General features: G+C 70.9%; 10 protein-coding genes and 1 pseudogene. 7 read left to right on the plus strand and 4 right to left on the minus strand.

The window, feature by feature from the left end; translation table 11 throughout:
• From ABZW96_RS34065 to ABZW96_RS34085, 5 genes and pseudogenes are all read left to right on the plus strand, one after another.
• Positions 1-660, plus strand: a pseudogene (locus ABZW96_RS34065) (lytic transglycosylase); the annotation flags it as partial.
• Between the two features lie 526 nt (positions 661-1186).
• Positions 1187-2407, plus strand: a complete 1221-nt coding sequence (locus ABZW96_RS34070; protein WP_355080519.1) for a hypothetical protein — start codon at positions 1187-1189, stop codon at positions 2405-2407.
• Between the two features lie 70 nt (positions 2408-2477).
• Positions 2478-3701 (plus strand): serine hydrolase, encoded by a 1224-nt coding sequence (locus ABZW96_RS34075; protein WP_355080521.1) that lies wholly within the window; start codon positions 2478-2480, stop codon positions 3699-3701.
• A 167-nt stretch (positions 3702-3868) separates the two neighbouring features.
• Positions 3869-5110: a tryptophan synthase subunit beta gene (gene trpB, locus ABZW96_RS34080; protein WP_355080522.1), complete on the plus strand. Its 1242-nt coding sequence runs from the start codon at positions 3869-3871 to the stop codon at positions 5108-5110.
• Positions 5111-5186: 76 nt separating this feature from the next.
• Positions 5187-6329, plus strand: a complete 1143-nt coding sequence (locus tag ABZW96_RS34085; RefSeq protein ID WP_355080524.1) for a metallophosphoesterase — start codon at positions 5187-5189, stop codon at positions 6327-6329.
• Between the two features lie 15 nt (positions 6330-6344).
• On the opposite strand, the gene ABZW96_RS34090 is transcribed toward ABZW96_RS34085, so the two are convergent.
• Positions 6345-8000, minus strand: a complete 1656-nt coding sequence (locus tag ABZW96_RS34090) for an alkaline phosphatase D family protein (protein ID WP_355080526.1) — start codon at positions 7998-8000, stop codon at positions 6345-6347.
• Positions 8001-8057: 57 nt separating this feature from the next.
• Positions 8058-10670, minus strand: a complete 2613-nt coding sequence (locus ABZW96_RS34095; RefSeq protein WP_355080527.1) for a LuxR C-terminal-related transcriptional regulator — start codon at positions 10668-10670, stop codon at positions 8058-8060.
• 221 nt (positions 10671-10891) lie between these two features.
• Between ABZW96_RS34095 and ABZW96_RS34100 the strand changes: the two genes are divergently transcribed.
• Together ABZW96_RS34100 and ABZW96_RS34105 are read left to right on the plus strand one after the other, a co-directional pair.
• Positions 10892-11305: a hypothetical protein gene (locus ABZW96_RS34100; protein WP_355080529.1), complete on the plus strand. Its 414-nt coding sequence runs from the start codon at positions 10892-10894 to the stop codon at positions 11303-11305.
• A 217-nt stretch (positions 11306-11522) separates the two neighbouring features.
• The gene (locus ABZW96_RS34105; RefSeq protein ID WP_355080531.1) at positions 11523-12302 is read left to right on the plus strand and encodes an alpha/beta hydrolase; all 780 of its coding nucleotides are present in this window, start codon (positions 11523-11525) and stop codon (positions 12300-12302) included.
• A 51-nt stretch (positions 12303-12353) separates the two neighbouring features.
• On the opposite strand, the gene ABZW96_RS34110 is transcribed toward ABZW96_RS34105, so the two are convergent.
• Together ABZW96_RS34110 and ABZW96_RS34115 are read right to left on the minus strand one after the other, a co-directional pair.
• Positions 12354-14144: an FAD-dependent oxidoreductase gene (locus ABZW96_RS34110; RefSeq protein ID WP_355080533.1), complete on the minus strand. Its 1791-nt coding sequence runs from the start codon at positions 14142-14144 to the stop codon at positions 12354-12356.
• The gene (locus ABZW96_RS34115) at positions 14137-15549 is read right to left on the minus strand and encodes an FAD-dependent monooxygenase (protein WP_355080535.1); all 1413 of its coding nucleotides are present in this window, start codon (positions 15547-15549) and stop codon (positions 14137-14139) included. Before ABZW96_RS34115 ends, ABZW96_RS34110 begins: the two co-directional genes overlap by 8 nt.
• Between the last annotated feature and the right edge of the window lie 12 nt (positions 15550-15561).

The raw sequence follows: 15561 nt of genomic DNA on the forward strand, positions 1-15561 counted from the left end.
TCGGGTGGTTCGCCGACGCAGGTGCGGGTGTCGCCGGATCTGGTGGCGCCGGGGTCGTTGCCGCCGGTGGGGCCGGGCACGGACATGACCGCGGTCACCACGATGGTGCAGGCGCCGGAAGTGACGCCGCAGACGTCGGCGCCGCCGCAGCGGCAGTACGCGCCGACGCAGGTGATGATCACGCTTCCCGGTCTGCCGCCGATCCCGTGCGGGATCTTCTGCCCGCCTCCGCCGCCGGTGAATCCCTGTGTCGCGCAACCGGTTCCTGCTCCGATGCCGCAACCGGGACAGTCCGGCACGGGGCGCATCCCTTTGGCGCCGGGGCAACGGTACGGCGCGGCCCCCGGGCAGCTCCCCGACCCGGACGTGAACAGTGCCGAGGCCGAAGGCATTCCGCAAACTGCCGGTGCCGAAGCTGTCGACTGCACGCAACCCGGAGCGGACACCGCCACGGGCCCCGCGCCCGACGCTCCGCGGCGGGACGGCGCACCACGCAACCCCGAACCTGCCATCACCACACCGCCCGCGCCGGAACCAGAACCCGAACCCGAACCGGTGCCCGACGCGGAGTCGACACCCACGCCGCAGCCCGGGATCACCCTGCCCTTCGGCATCGTCATCCCACTGCCCGGGCCGCCCCCGCCGCCTCCGGCGGGCTGACCCCTTGCCCGACACACCGACCTGCTCGCATCCGGAGCCTGCCGCTATGCCGCCTGCGGGGTGTCACGGCGGTAGTTCTGAGGATGAACGGCGGCATCGGCCGCAGACCCATTGCGCTCGGCTTGCCCGCCGGCGGGATGCGCGAAATCCGATCCGAGTGTGGGCGCAGTCGCCGAGCGCCTGAAGGAGTTCTTCGAACATTGCGTCCGGCTGGGCCGGATCATGGTTCGCCCGGCGGCGGGAGCCTACTTCGGTAAGAGATCGCACGCACTCGAAGGCGGCCGCAAGCGCGAGAGTGCACGACGCTGCCGCAAAGGCGTATCCGGACTGCGTCGACCAACGTATTGTGGTCGGTAGCTATCGCGTGGCATCTACCAGCGGCGCCCAAGAGACCGGCGGTCTTCGCGGACGCCATTTCGTGCGGTGGGCGCTCGGCGAACGGGTGGTCCGGTGCACCGACCGGAGCCGATCGCCGGCGGCCGCGGTGACGAACCTTTACCGAGACCGGTCGAGCAGAGGTGATCTCATGAGGGCCACAGTCGGAATATCAGCGGAGCAGGCGGTGGTGCGCGGTGTGATGGTCTCGTCGACGGCGCGACGAGGCACTCGCCCGGCCGTGCTGCGCGAGATCGAACAGCCCGTCGAGCACTCCACCGCCGCCTCGGTGGCCGCCACGCTGGACGCGTTGACGTCCGCCGCGGGATCGCGCACCGAAATCGATGACGTCGCGGTCGCGTACCGCACCGTTGCCGAACGGCGGGCAATCGTCTCGCAACTTTCGTCGGCCGCGTGGCGATCGTCGTCGCTGGTGTCGACCAAGACAGCGCTGCTCGCGCTGCTCGAGGAGATGCCGGGCCTCGGCGAGTACGACACGTTGCTGGTATCGGAGGTCGTCGGATACCACACGTCGTATCTCGTGGCCGGGCCGAGTCGGGGCGAGATCCTGGTTTCCGGCACATGGTCGTCCGGTGTCGTCGACGCCGAGAGCGCGGATTCGGCGGTCGACCAGATCAGGCCCGCCCTGGAGGCGGCCGCGCTGCGGCCCGACGCCGTGGTGCTGTGCGGCGCGTCGGCGGGAGACCCGGACGTGGTCTCCGCGCTGCGGACCGGGCTCGACGCCCCGGTCATCGTGGTGCCCGACCATGCCAACGCCGCCGCTTACGGTGCGGCCTTGGTCGCCGCAGCTCCGTTCCGGCGCGCGGCGGAACCGGCAGTGGCCGATCGCAGGCATGGCGGCCGAGTCATCCTCGCCGGGGCCGCCGTCGCCGCACTGCTGGGCGGAGCCGCGATCGCGGTCGCGCAGGCGCGGGAGGAGCGTCCGGCCGACGCCGCGATCGGCGGCCCCGCGGAGGCGTCCCTCACCGCCCCCCAGCCCGTCGACCCGAATCCAGCGCTCGCGACCCCGACGCCGGCGGCGGAGCGGGCGCCCGTGTCCATCGTTCCGGAGGCGGCGGCCACCCCGGAGCCGTATCCTGAGCCGCCGGCGCCGCGTCCCGCGAACGCGCAGGCTCAACTGCCTCTGCCGGTGCCCCCTGGCCCCGAACCGCCCCCGGCCGAGCAGCAACCGCCGCCGCACCCGCGCACCACGACGGAATACCCCGAACCGACGACCGCCGCCGCTCCCAACGACACCTTCCTGTTCCCGGGCGAGTCGCCACCGCCACCCTGGAACGCCGACCCGGCAGCGGTTCAGGCCTGGTGGGACAACCACGCGAAGCTGAAGGAGAGCTGGCTGAACGGCCGCTGACCCCGATCGGTGTGCCGCCGCCGTGATCGGCGGGGCGGCGGCACCCGCGGCCGGTCGATAAGCTGGCCGGGTGAGCGCACCAACGGCGGGATCGGTGGCGATCGTCGACGACCTGGAGGCCGTGACGACCCGAGGCCCTGAAGACGATCCCGCGGCGACCGGGATCGGCCGCGCCGGCGTGGAGGCGCTGTGGGCGTCGGTGCAGGCGTGGTACCGCTTGGGCACGACTCCGGCGATCCAGGTCTGCCTGCGCCGCGAGGGCAGGATCGTCCTGAATCGCGCCATCGGGCACGGCTGGGGCAACGCGCCGGGCGACGGGCCGGACGCGGTCAAGATCCCGGCTACCCCGGACACGCCGTTCTGCGGCTTCTCGACCGCGAAGGGCGTTGCCGGAGCGCTGATGTTCATGCTCGTCGAGCAGGGGGCGTTCACCCTCGACGAGCCGGTGTCCGGCTACATTCCCGAGTTCGCGTCGAACGGCAAGGCCGCCATCACGATCGGTGACGTACTTTCGCACTCCGCCGGGATCCCCTTCGTCACACCGCCGTATCAAGGCGTCGATCTGGTACTCGACGAGGAACTGGCCGTGCGTGGGCTGGCCGACCTGGTCCCGAGTTGGAAGCCGGGACGGTTCCGCGTGTACCACGCGCTGACCATCGGGTTGATCCTGCGGCTGCTGGTGCAGCGCGCCACCGGCAAGCGGATGCGGGACCATCTCGCCGAGCAGGTGCTCGAGCCGTTCGATTTCCGCTGGACCAATTTCGGTGTGCGACCAGAGGACGTCGGCAAAGTCGTGCCGAGCGTGAAAACCGGTCCGGCTCCGTCGCGCACGGCGACCTTTCTGGCGAGCAAGGCCATCGGCGGACGAATGGACCGGGCGTCGCGCTCGGCGACCGACGCCTTCCTCACCGCCGAGCTGCCGTCGGGCAATCTGATCACCACCGCGTCGGAGTTGTCGCGGTTCTACGAGATCCTCACGCGCGGCGCACCGGACGGACGGCGCATCATCAGGCCGGAGACCTTGGCCGAGGCGGTGCGCCCGGCTCGCTGGATACCCGGTGTCGCCGGACGTGTCAGCCGGGCGGGGTTCGAACTCGGCGGGCGCAGGTCGAAATTCGGCCGCGACACCGGGTCGCACTTCGGGCGCAGCGGATTGACCACCCAGTACGGGTGGGCCGATCCGGCTCGTGGGCTGTCCGGGGCGATCCTCACCAGCGGCAAGGCCACCACCGACACCGAGCGGCCGTGGCAGCTGGTCGCTCAGATCTCCGCCACTGTGCCTGCCGACCGGTAGCCAAGCACCGGGAGCCCGCCCGCGCCGATCGCCTCCACCAGTGAGAAGCCTTAGCCATCCGAACGATTTAGTCTGTTAACTCGCTTGTTGCCAACCCGTCGGGTTGTGCTAGCGCTAGCGGAACAGACTGACCCGTCGGCTCTTTGGCGGTGAAAGCGTTGGTGTTGATGAGGATTGACCTTGACGTGGCGGTGAGCGCATCCCGGCACGAGAAGTTCCCCGACGAACGCGGGCGGTTCGGCGTGTTCGGCGGCAGATTCGTCCCCGAGGGCCTGATGGCCGCGCTGCTGGATCTGGAGGAGGCCTATCGCCTCGCGCGAGAAGACCCCGGGTTCCTGGCCGAGTATCGAGAATTGTTGCGGGACCGGGTCGGTCGGCCCACGCTGCTGCATCAGGTACGGCGCTTCGGAGAGTTGCTGGGTGTGCCGGGCGCCCGCGTGTATCTCAAGCGCGAGGACATGGCCCACACGGGCGCCCACAAGATCAACAACGCAATCGGGCAGGCGTTGCTGGCGCGGCGGATGGGCAAGAAGCGGATCGTCGCCGAGACCGGCGCGGGGCAGCACGGCGTCGCGGTCGCCACGGTGTCGGCGATGCTCGGATTGACCTGTGTGGTCTACATGGGAACCGAGGACATGCGCCGCCAGGCGTCGAACGTGATGCGGATGCGGCTGCTCGGCGCCGAGGTGCGGCCGGTCGACATCGGTTCGCGCAGACTGAAGGAGGCGATCAGCGAGTCGGTCCGCGACTGGGTGTCCACCGTGGACACCACCCACTACCTGTTCGGCACCGCGGCGGGGCCCGCGCCGTACCCGCGGATCGTGCGGGATTTCCAAACGGTGATCGGCACGGAGACCAGGAACCAGATCGCGCGCGTCGAGGGCAGGCTGCCCGATTACGTCCTGGCCTGTGTCGGCGGCGGCAGCAATGCGATCGGGGTCTTCCATCCGTTCGCCGACGATCCACAGGTGCGGCTGATCGGCGTCGAAGCGGCCGGACGGGGGGTGGACACCGGCGAGCACGCGGCGACCCTCTGCATGGGCAGTCCGGGTGAGATCGACGGCTCCTACAGCTATCTGCTGCAGGACGAGGACGGCCAGATCGCGCGGACGCACAGCATCGCGGCGGGACTGGACTATCCGGGTGTCGGTCCCGAGCTGAGCCATTTGAAGGACAGCGGCCGGGTGACCTATCGGGCCGCCACCGACGCGGTGGCGCTGCGCGGCATGCAGGCACTCAGCCATACCGAAGGAATCCTCGCGGCATTGGAATCCGCCCACGCCGTGGGCTATCTGATGGAGATGGCCGACCGCGGTGAGATTCCCGCGGGCTCGCTGATCGTGCTGTGCCTGTCCGGCCGCGGGGACAAGGATCTCACCGTGGCCGCCGAGCGGCTCGGTGTGGCATGACCGCTGCTATGGTCGAAAGCGCCCATGGCGCCGGAGAGGGACCGCGCGCTACACCCGCGCACGAGGACGAGCCCTCTTGAAGTTTGTGCCCCGCCTGATCTTGTTCCTGGCGATTCCCGCTGTCTTGTTCCTGCTGCCCTGGTGGACGCTGGTTGCGGCGACCACCGACGAATCCGGCCCGCTGTTCTGGCTGGGTTCGGCACTGTTCCTGCTCGGGTTCGCGTGCCTGCCCGCGGCGATGTATCTCGGCCACGGCCCCGTGCAGTCGGACGCGGCCTCGATCGTCGGCGACACCTTGCTGGGCGTCATGTGGGTGCTGTTCAGCTGGTCGGTGCTGGGCAATCTGGCGCGCGCGGGATTGACCGTCGCGGGCGTAAACGACCCGGCTCGCTCGCGGATCGTCGCGGCGGGCGTGCTCGCGGCCGCGACGGTGCTGGTGGTGTGGGGTGTGATCGAGGCGCGCCGGGTGCCGCGGGTACGCACGGTGGATGTCGCGATTCCAGGTCTCGGCTCCGCGCTTGACGGACTGCGCGTGGTCGTCGTGACCGACACCCATTACGCCGCGCTGAACCGGCTGCGCTGGTCGGAACGCGTGGTCGAGGTGGTCAACGCGCAACGGCCCGACATCGCCTGCCACGCGGGCGACCTCGCGGACGGATCGGTGGGGAAGCGGCACGCGCAGGTCGATCCGCTCGGCAAGGTCGAGGCCGAACTCGGCCGGTTCTACATCACCGGCAATCACGAGTATTTCGGCGACGCGCAGGGCTGGATCGAGCACATGGCCGCACTCGGCTGGCAGCCGTTGCACAATCAGCACGAGGTCGTGCGCCGCGGCGACGACCGCCTGGTGATCGCGGGCATCGACGACCCAACCGGCATCGGCTTGACCGGTCACGGCCCCGACCTGCCCGCCGCGCTCGCAGGGGCGGACCCGGACGTTCCGGTCGTCTTGCTCGCCCACCAGCCCAGGCAGGTCGCGGAGGCCGCGGCCGCGGGAGTGGCGTTGCAGATCTCCGGCCACACCCACGGCGGCCAGATCTGGCCGTTCCACTATCTGGTTCGCCTCGAGCAGCCCGTCGTGGCCGGGCTGAGCCGCCACGGCGAGCGCACTCAGCTCTACACCAGCCGGGGCACGGGATTCTGGGGTCCGCAGCTGCGGGTGTTCGCCCCGAGCGAGATCACCGTGCTGATCCTGCGTGCGGAGTCGGCGACCGGGTGAACCCGGGGCGCCGGGTCAGCGCGGGCCGGGCTCGGCGTCGGCGCGGCTGACGGCATCGGGCGCAGACGGCGGCGCAGGGGAATCGCCGGAACTCCACGCCTCGGTGACACCCGGAATGCCGTCCTGAACGATGTAACTGGCGCGGGTACGGATCGGCGCGCCGGGATAGCGGACATAGGGCACGACACGAAAGTCGTTGCGCCACAACTGGTGATCGAGTTCCACCCGGACGTACCCACGCTGGGCGTTGAAGAACTTGACGTCCGGATTCGCCGCGAGCAGACCGCGGCCCTTGTCGCTCAGGTCCACTCCGTCGCCGTTGCTGGTGATCGAGGTACCGGTGAATTCCGCCGCCACAACCGGTGATCCGGGATCGGAGTAGTCGCGCCGCAGGTCGGCGGCCTGGTTCTCGTGCCGGTCGCCGGTGATCACCACCAGGTTTCCGGCGCCGCGCGCCGCGGCGGCGCCCAGCACCGCGTTGCGGTCGGCGACGTATCCGTCCCACGCGTCGGTGGAGACGCCGACCCGTGGACCGGGGTCGGAGTCGTTCTGGCTCATGCCCACCTGGTTACCGAGGACCTGCCAGCGAGCCGGGGAGTGGGTCAGACCGTCGATCAGCCAATCGCGTTGTGCCGCACCGAGGATCGTGCGGTCGGGAGAGAAGCGCTCGGCGCAGCCGCTGACCACGGCGCCGCCGCAGGCCTGCGGGGTGCGGTACTGGCGGGTATCGAGCATGGTGATCTCCGCGAGGTCGCCGAACCGGAAACGGCGATGCAGCCGGATGCCCGCCGCGGACGGTGACTGCGCCAGGCGCAGCGGCTGGTGCTCGTACATGGCCTGGAAGGCGGCGGCGCGGCGCCCGCGGAACAGGGCGGGCACCCGCCAGATGTCGAGGCCGATGCCGGGCGCGTTACCGGCCCAGTTGTTGTCGACCTCGTGGTCGTCCATGGTGACCAGCCACGGGAACGCGGCGTGCGCGGCGCGCAGCGGTTGTTCGGATTTGTAGAGCGCGTAGCGCAGCCGGTAGCCGGGCAGGTCGACGGCTTCGTCGCGAAAGCGGGGACCCATCGTGACGCCCGCCCGCCCACGCAGCCAGGCCCGCTCGTAGATGTAGTCGCCCAGATGCACGACCAGATCCAGGTCTTCCCGGCTCATGTGCTCGTAGGCGGTGTAGTAGCCGGAACTCCAGGACTGGCAGGAGGCGAAAGCGAAGCGCAGCCGCGCCAGGGCCTGGCCGGGCGCCGGGGCGGTGCGGGTCCGTCCTACCGGCGACACGGCCGACCCCGCCCGGAACCGGTAGAAATACCAGCGATCCGGGGTCAGCCCGTGCACCTCCGGATGCACGCTGCGGCCGAGTGCGCGAGTGGCCACCGCCGATCCACGTGCCACCACGCGGCGGAAGTACTCGTCGTCGGCGACCTCGTAGTCGACCGTGACCGGGTGCAGCGGCATGCCGCCGAGGCCGTCGGGCGCCAGCGGGTCGGGGGCCAGCCGCGTCCACAGCACCACACCGTCGGGGGCGGGATCGCCGGACGCGACGCCGAGCGAGAACGGATCGCCGAGCCGGCGCGGGGCCGGAAATCGGGCACTACCCGCCGCTGCGGTGCCCGCCAGGACCGCGGCAGACCCCGCGGCGCCGAACCGGAACAGTTCCCGACGTGAGAGGGCCATACATCAGCGTAAAGCCGCGTACGGCGACGGGAAGGCGTCGCGCGAGCGGATGCGGCGTCAGAGCAGGCCGCCGCGGCGAGCGTGATGCAGCGCGTCGACGCGGGAATTGGTGCCCAGCTTGCCGTAGATGCCGCGCAGGTGGGTCTTCACGGTGTTGACCGAGACGCCGAGGTCCTCGGCGATCTGCTGGGCGGTGCGACCGGAGGGCAACTGCTTGAGCACGGTCATCTCGGTGTGGGTCAACGCGGGGTAGGCAGGCCTGCGCCGCGCCGCGGGATGACGGCGGATCGACTCCGCGAAGCTCTCCGCCCGGCCGAGACGGCCCGCGTAGCTGTCCAGCAAGGGCATCGCGGCGGGCACGTCGAGGAACGGCCGCAGCAGCCGGTGCGGTGTCGCGGAACCCAGCGCGTTCTCCAGCGCGGCGAGGGCTTTGGCCGGAGCGCGGGACTCGTGCTGTGCCGCGGAGTAGAGCAGCCACCCGGTGACCGCGCTGACCGGACGCAGCTCGCCCGCGCGGTCCAGCAGTGGTTCGAGCACCGCGCAGGTCGCCTTGCGACGATCGGCCGCGGTGTGCAGTGCCGCATCGGCCAACCGCACCTCGGGCAGTTCGCCGACGATACCGCGGGCGCGTTCGACCAGCAGTTGCGCCGTCCTGGCATCGTGCACGCGCAGCAGCGCCCACACCACCGGCAGGATCAGGCTGCCGGTCGCCGCGGGCACCGCCTTGTGCTCGAGCAGGACGAGCAGGCTGCGGCGCAGCGCGTCGACCGCGGCCGACTGCTCCTCGGCTCGCTCGAGGTCGAGCAGGCGGCCCACGACGTGCGCGCGCCATCCCGCGACCGGACCGTGGGATCCGTCGTGGTCGACCCGCTCGGTGAGCACCGACGCGATCTGCGCCGCGCCCGGCGTCTCGCCTTGCAGGTAGGCGCCGTAGGCGGCCACGGCGGTCGCCTGGACGGCGTCGGTGGTCTCCAGCAGCCCGTGTTCCTCCGCGATCGCCAGCGCGCGCGCCGCGCGGTCCCGCATCGCGGTGGCGGCGTCGACGGCGTCGGCGGCGAACGCCAGCCGGGTCAGCGCACGCAGCACCAGGCGAGGGCGCCCCGCGTGCTCGGCCAGCGCGAGCCCGGAGTGCAGCAACTGTTCTCCACGCGTGACCGCGCCGCCCGCGACGAAGGCGGTGGCGATCTGGATCTCGGTGTAGGCGTCGAGATCGGGATCGCCGGTCGGCGCGACGTCCTCCGGAGACTCGGGCAGCATCGCCCCGGTGGTCGCCGCGACGTCGATGGTCGCGGCGAGGGTGAGCGCGTCCAGCCGCTGCGCGTCGGCGAAGGAGGCCTTGGCCGCGCGCCGCGCCGCCGCGGTGTCCAGGCACGCCACCGCGGCGGCCGCGCTGCCCGCGACGAGAGCGTCGACGACGCGCACCAGCCAGAGAAAGGGGTCGTCGAGCAACGCCGGCGCCGAACGGGCCAGATGATCGAACAGCGTCCGGCCCGTGCCGTCGAGAACCATGCGCAGCGCGCACGCCGACAAGAATTCGCACAGTTGTTCGTGGTCCGCGCTCGCGAGCTGATGCGGCAGCGCGGTCTCGGGCAGCCCCGCGGTCCGCAACCAGCGGGCCGACCGGCGATGCAGTTCCGCGCACACGTGCGGCCCGAGGCGGCGAGCTTCGGCGAGGAAATAGGCGCGCACCAGCGGATGACAGGAGAACCAGACGTCGCCGTCGCGCACGACCGAGTCGATCGGGAAGCCGATCAGGTCGAGTTCGTGCAGCGAGTGCCCCGCACCGCCGCCCACGAGTTCGTCGGCGAGGTGCTCGGTGAACGCGACGGGAATGCTGGTGCAGGTGAGGAACCGGCGCAGCGTGGGCGGCAGTACCTCGACGAGTTCCCCGAGCAGGAAATCGGTGACCGCGCGCGCCGGGCGGGCGAGAACGGCGAGCGCCGCGGCGCGGTCGTCGGATCCGGCGGCCAGATGGATGGCGGCGATGCGCACGAGCGCGGCCCAGCCCCGGGTCAGGGCGCCGAGCGCATCGAGCTCGGCGCCGGTGAGTTCGCACCCGTGGTGGCGGCACAGCGCGTCGATCTCGTCCGCGGTGAAGGCGAGTTCGCCCGCGCCCCAGCGGGTCAGCCGCGCGTGCAGTTCCAGGACGTGCCAGCGGATCGGCGGAGCCGAGCGGGCGCACAGCATCGTCGTGACGGTGGGCGGCGCATGGTGCAGGAAATATTCGATACCCGCGAGCAGGAGCGGATCGGTGAGCAGATGAGCGTCGTCGAGCACGAGGATCGTCGGCGTCGTGCGCGCGGCCAGTGTCTCGACGAGCGCCGCGGCGTACGCGGCAGGGGGGCAGGCGCCGGTCGTGGTCGCGATCTCGAATCGCTCGTGCAGCACCGTCCACAGCGACGCCGCGTCGTCGAGCTGCTCGGTGACGGTCAGCCAGGCGACATCGGATCCGCCCGCGGCGTGCCGGGCCGCCCAGTCGGCCGCCAGCACCGACTTCCCGGTCCCGGCGGGTGCGCGCAGCAGTAGTACGTGCCCGGTGCCGGACATGCTGTCGGCGGCGGCGTACAGATCGGGCCGGGGAATCGGGGTGAACGGCAACGCCGGTATTTCGGCAGCGGACCGCGCCGCGGCGGGGATGCGGCGTAGAGCGGGGACGTGCGATGTGGTCACCGTGCCTCCCGGGCCGTGTGCTGGCAGATCACTACCGCGCCTCGGTAGCGGAACATACCCGGTGCGAAGTCCGCTCGATCAGATCGTGTGTCGTCGTTATGGAACTTTCATTTCGCGCGAACGCGAAATATCGGAGTCATCCGAAACGGGTGAAGTGCTGGACGGGGCGACTGGTGGAGATTCGGAAGGCGTCCATTACTTCCCGAGAAAGGGGGCGACCGATGACGCACATGACCGAACCGGAGGCACACCCCGTTCGCCGTGGCATCGCGGCGGGCACGTCCATCGCGGCCGCGATCCTGCTGCTCACCGTCGGTGTGCTGTCGATCTTCGAGGGGATCTCCGCCGTCGCCGAGGACGAACTCATCGTCGTCGGCGCCGACTACGTCTACAAGTTCGACACTACGACGTGGGGCTGGATCCATATCGTGCTCGGCATCCTCCTGGTCATCGCGGCGCTGGGCTTGATGACCGGCGCGACTTGGGCGCGGGTGGTGGCGATCTGCCTGGCCGCGCTGTCGATCATCGCGAACTTCCTGTGGCTGCCGTACTACCCGGCGTGGTCGATCCTGGTGATCGCGCTGAACATCGTCGTGATCTGGGCGGTCGCCACCTGGCGTCCGGAAGCCGTCTGACCGGGCGAACATTGTGGCATGTCACTACTCCGGCGTGCGGGAATCGTGGTCCGCCGGTGTGGGTGGGACGGGGGTGGCGGCGATACCGGCTCGGCGGGCAGCGTTGCGGAGAGCAAACTCCGGCGATCGCCCGGTGAAGTCGGGGTTTCCGCTGCCCCCATAGGTGAGGTTGTGGTATCCACCTTCGAGACCGCACTACGAATTCGAAGGGACGCCAATGCCCAGCAAGCCCCCGCTCGTTCTCCTGCACGGTGTCACGATGTCCGAACGGGTGTGGGATGATGTCACACCCTTGCTCGCCGCGCGGCACGAGGTGATCACGCCGACCGCGGTCGGGCATCGGGGCGGACCGCAGGCCCTGCGGCGTCCGGCGCGGGTCGAGCACTTGGTGGACGACATCGAACGGCGGCTGGACGGGCTCGGACTGCGCCGGGTACACGTCGCGGGTAATTCGCTGGGCGGCTGGATGGCCATCGAATTGGCCCGGCGCGGGCGAGCCGAGACCGTCTGCGCGCTCTCGCCAGCGGGCTTCTGGGAAGCCGGGGACCGAAGCCGTTCGGCCGCGACCCGCCGCATCGCCCGCGAGGTGAGCACCGGGCGGCTGCTCGGCTTCCTCGCCCCGGTGGGCCTGCGCAGCGCGGTGGTGCGGCGAACGGCGTTGCGCAACATCGCCGTCCACGGTGATCGCGCCTGCGCGGCGCAGGCCATGACGTTCCTCAGGGACCTGCTCGGCTGCACCGTCACCGCCGATCTGCTCGGCACCGACGAACAGATCGCCGCGCTGGACCCGTTGCCGTGCCCGATCACGGTGGCCTGGTCGGAGCACGATCGTGTGCTGCCCGCGCAGGTCCACTTACCGATCGCGCGGGCGCGGCTGCCCGAGGCCGCGTTCTCCGTTCTGCCGGACACCGGGCACGTTCCGATGATCGACGACCCCGAGCTGGTCGCACAGACGATCCTGACCACCACGAGCATGACCGCCGCCGAGGCATCCTAGGGCTGCCCTGATTCACGCGGCCGCGGCTCAGGCTCCATGGGAGCGGGCCGCTCACACGTCGAGCAGGTGCGGCAGTCCGGCGCGGTAGCGGTCGGCGTCGATGCGTTTCCACGGGTCGAAGACCGGCAGGGACACCAAGGGAAAGACCGGGACGCGGGGCGCGGGATCGTCGGCGGCATCGAGGATCGCGTTCGTGGCGGCGCGGCCGGATTCGTTGGCGCCCTCCATGGTGGCGAGGTCGATGTTGTTGCGCACGTGGTCGCCGCCGAAGAAGAGGTTCGGCACAGCGCAGCGGGCCTCCGGGCGATGGTCGTAGGAGCCGACGGTGTTGACCAGCAGTGGGGTTTCGTTGTGGATGCCGCTCGCGGTCCAGCTGACTCCGGGGTCCAGATGCCAGGAGCGGATGTCCTCGGGACGCAGCCAGCCCGTGCCGGTGTTGAGCCATTCGCTCAGCTGTGCCCACACCTCTTCGGCGATCTCGGCGGCGGTGCACTGTTTGGCCGTTCGGTGGAAGCGGATGCCGGGGGAGTCCCAGTCGGAGATGTCCACCGAAAGGCATTCCCGCACGGTGCCGTCGCCGTACCGGGCGGCGAAGTCGCCTACCCACATCGGCGCTTGACGCAAGGCGGTGAGCGCCCACGGCGAGCCGAGCGCGGCGATGTGGCCTTCCGGCAATTCGGTCGGGCGGGAGAGGTAGTACTGGATGCCGACCATCCAATCGGTCCGGAGTTCGCGCATGCCCGCCAGATGCGGGTCGGCGTCGATGATCTCGTCGCTCAGTAGCGCGACCGCCTTGTCCACCGGCATCGCGCACAGATACCAGTCCGCGGTGACCGCGCTGGAGCGGCCGCTGGGATCGGTGACGATTGCCGAGGCGATCCGGCCGTCTCGCAGCTCCAACCGCCTCGCCCGCTGCCCCAGCACGAATCGCACGCCCCGCGACCGCAGGTGCGTCACCCACGGATCGATCCAGGCTTCGTTGGTGGGGCGGTTGAGAATACGGTCGATACCGGCGGAGTATTGCGGGATCGCCCCTGTTCCCGCCAGGACCAGGGCCTCCCCGATGGTGCCGATCGTGCGGGCCGAACTCGACTGGGGTTTGGCCGCGACGGTGATGCGGGTGAGGGCGCTGACGAGGTATTCGCGGTAGGCCGCCGACTTGCCCTCGGCGCGCAGGATTTGTTCCCACGTCACGTATTCCCATTGCCCGAACCGCCGTTCGGTGCACGAGGTGAACCAGACGGCCATCTGTTTGGCGAAGAACGCCAGTTCGGCCGGGGGCAGTTCGGGAATGAAGCCGAAGGCGCCGATCAGCGTGTTCTGTATGCGCTGTGGTGTGAGCTGGTCGATGCCCCCGAAATCGACCGGTGCGAACAGTGGCGGCCTGCCGCGGAATCCCGCGACCGTACCCTCGACGCGAACCAGGTTGCCCGCCACGCCATCGGCATTGCCGGGGAACGGAATTCGGCGCATGGTGTCCGGAAGATTCTGATAGCAGCCGGGGAAGAACCGGAAGCCGTGCTCGCCGGGCAGGTCCGCGCGGCCGTCGGCGCCGGTGCCCGGCACGCCCATACTGCGTGCCTTGCCGCCGAGGAACGCCGGTTCGTACACGGTGACCTCGTAGCCGCGTTCGATCAGTTCGTGTGCCGCCGAGAGCCCGGCGACTCCGCCGCCCAGGACCGCGACCGACTTTCCGCCGGTGCGTAGTCCTGGCGTTCGGCGTACTCCCGGTGGTGCGGCGTGGGCGGGGGCGGCGGCGATGGATACTCCGGCCGCGAGCGCGCCGCGCAGCAGGTCGCGGCGGGTGAGGTCCAGGGTCGGCCGAGGGCGCGGGTCATGCATGTCGATCTCCTGAAGATGCCGCGAGACTGTCTCGCGGCGGCCGGGACGGGATGGCGTCGGCGGGCCCGGTGCTGGTGAAGGCCCGGGCTTCCCTTCGTTCGGAGACCGTGTCGCGGCATTCGCCGACCAGGTCGGCGAGGACGGGCCACGGTGCCCGCCACGAGTCGCGCAGCGCTCCCGCCGCGAACGCTGCGGCGCGTGCGGGAGTGAAGACGTCCTTCGGTTCGACGGTGCGGGAGAAGACTTCGGTGACCCGGTCGGCCAGCACGGGGTCGCCGGCGGCCTTGCGGTAGAGCTCGAACTCCAGCGGGCGCATCGCCGTGCCCCGGGCCAGGCGGTTGGTCCATTGGTAGACGCCTAGGCACTCGCGATCGCGCAGCTGTTCCCACGCCGTCAGGGCGGTGTCGAGATGCGCGGTGTCGTCGAGCGCGGGGGCGGCGAGTTCGCCGAGCAACCGGCCGTAGCGCAAGGCGTCGCGTATGCCCTGCGCGGTCACCGGGTCCTTGAAATGGCCCGCGTCACCCGGCAGCGCCCAGCCCGGCCCGGTCGAGCGCCGGAAGTAGGACGCCAGGCCGGTGGCCGCACGCACCCGCCCGACTCTGCGGCAGTCGCGCAGCCGCAGCCCAAGACCCGGTAGTCGGTCGATGGCCTCCTGATACCGGAGCTCGGCCCGACCGGCGCCCGGCTCGGGAGGCTGCGCGGGCGGTTGGACCAGGCTGAGCAGCAGACCGTCGTCGCAGGGGAACGCGGTGCCGAGGTCGGGACCGCAACGCCATTGCGCGGCGACGTGCCGCTGGTCGGTTGCGCCGTCGTGCCAGTACGCGAAGTAGCAGTCCCGCCCGCTCGGTGCGGACAACCGGGGCCGGGCGGCGCCGACGAGCCGGGCCACCGTACTGCGGCGGCCGTCCGCCCCGACGATCAAGCGGGCGCGCACCTCGTGCACGCCACCGGCTTCGGTGTAGCGGACGCCGACGCAGCGACCGCCGGACCACACCAGGTCGGTGACCCGGACGCCCTCTCGGATCCGCGCTCCGGCCGCGACGGCGGTGGCCACCAGCGCGGCGTCCAATCCGGTGCGCCGCACGCACATCGCGTGGCCGATGCCGTCCACCGGTGTGAACGACGACCGGACCTGAAGGCCGTCACCATCGGCGAAGGCCGTGGTCAGCGGGGGCGCGCCGAGCCGAAGGACGCGCTCGAGAGCGCCCACGCGGCGCAGTTCGGCCAGGCCCGCGGGCCACAGCAGGTGCGTCGAGAGGGTGTCGGACGGAAAGCGCGCCGAGTCCAGCGCGACGACGTCCCGCCCTGCCGTGGCGAACGCGATGGCGGCCGCGGAGCCCGCGCAGCGCGCGCCGACCACCACCACGTCGGTGTACTCGATTGCCGGAGCGGAGGATCCGCGCATCCCCGAACACCT

It is taken from the genome of Nocardia sp. NPDC004168 (assembly GCF_040610355.1).
Classification (GTDB): domain Bacteria; phylum Actinomycetota; class Actinomycetes; order Mycobacteriales; family Mycobacteriaceae; genus Nocardia; species Nocardia sichangensis.

Coding starts and splice junctions, on each gene's coding strand:
- ABZW96_RS34110 (WP_355080533.1), bottom strand. CDS start 14,144: ATGCATGACCCGCGCCCTCGGCCGACCCTGGACCTCACCCGCCGCGAC.
- trpB (WP_355080522.1), top strand. CDS start 3,869: ATGAGGATTGACCTTGACGTGGCGGTGAGCGCATCCCGGCACGAGAAG.
- ABZW96_RS34070 (WP_355080519.1), top strand. CDS start 1,187: ATGAGGGCCACAGTCGGAATATCAGCGGAGCAGGCGGTGGTGCGCGGT.
- ABZW96_RS34105 (WP_355080531.1), top strand. CDS start 11,523: ATGCCCAGCAAGCCCCCGCTCGTTCTCCTGCACGGTGTCACGATGTCC.
- ABZW96_RS34090 (WP_355080526.1), bottom strand. CDS start 8,000: ATGGCCCTCTCACGTCGGGAACTGTTCCGGTTCGGCGCCGCGGGGTCT.
- ABZW96_RS34115 (WP_355080535.1), bottom strand. CDS start 15,549: ATGCGCGGATCCTCCGCTCCGGCAATCGAGTACACCGACGTGGTGGTG.
- ABZW96_RS34100 (WP_355080529.1), top strand. CDS start 10,892: ATGACGCACATGACCGAACCGGAGGCACACCCCGTTCGCCGTGGCATC.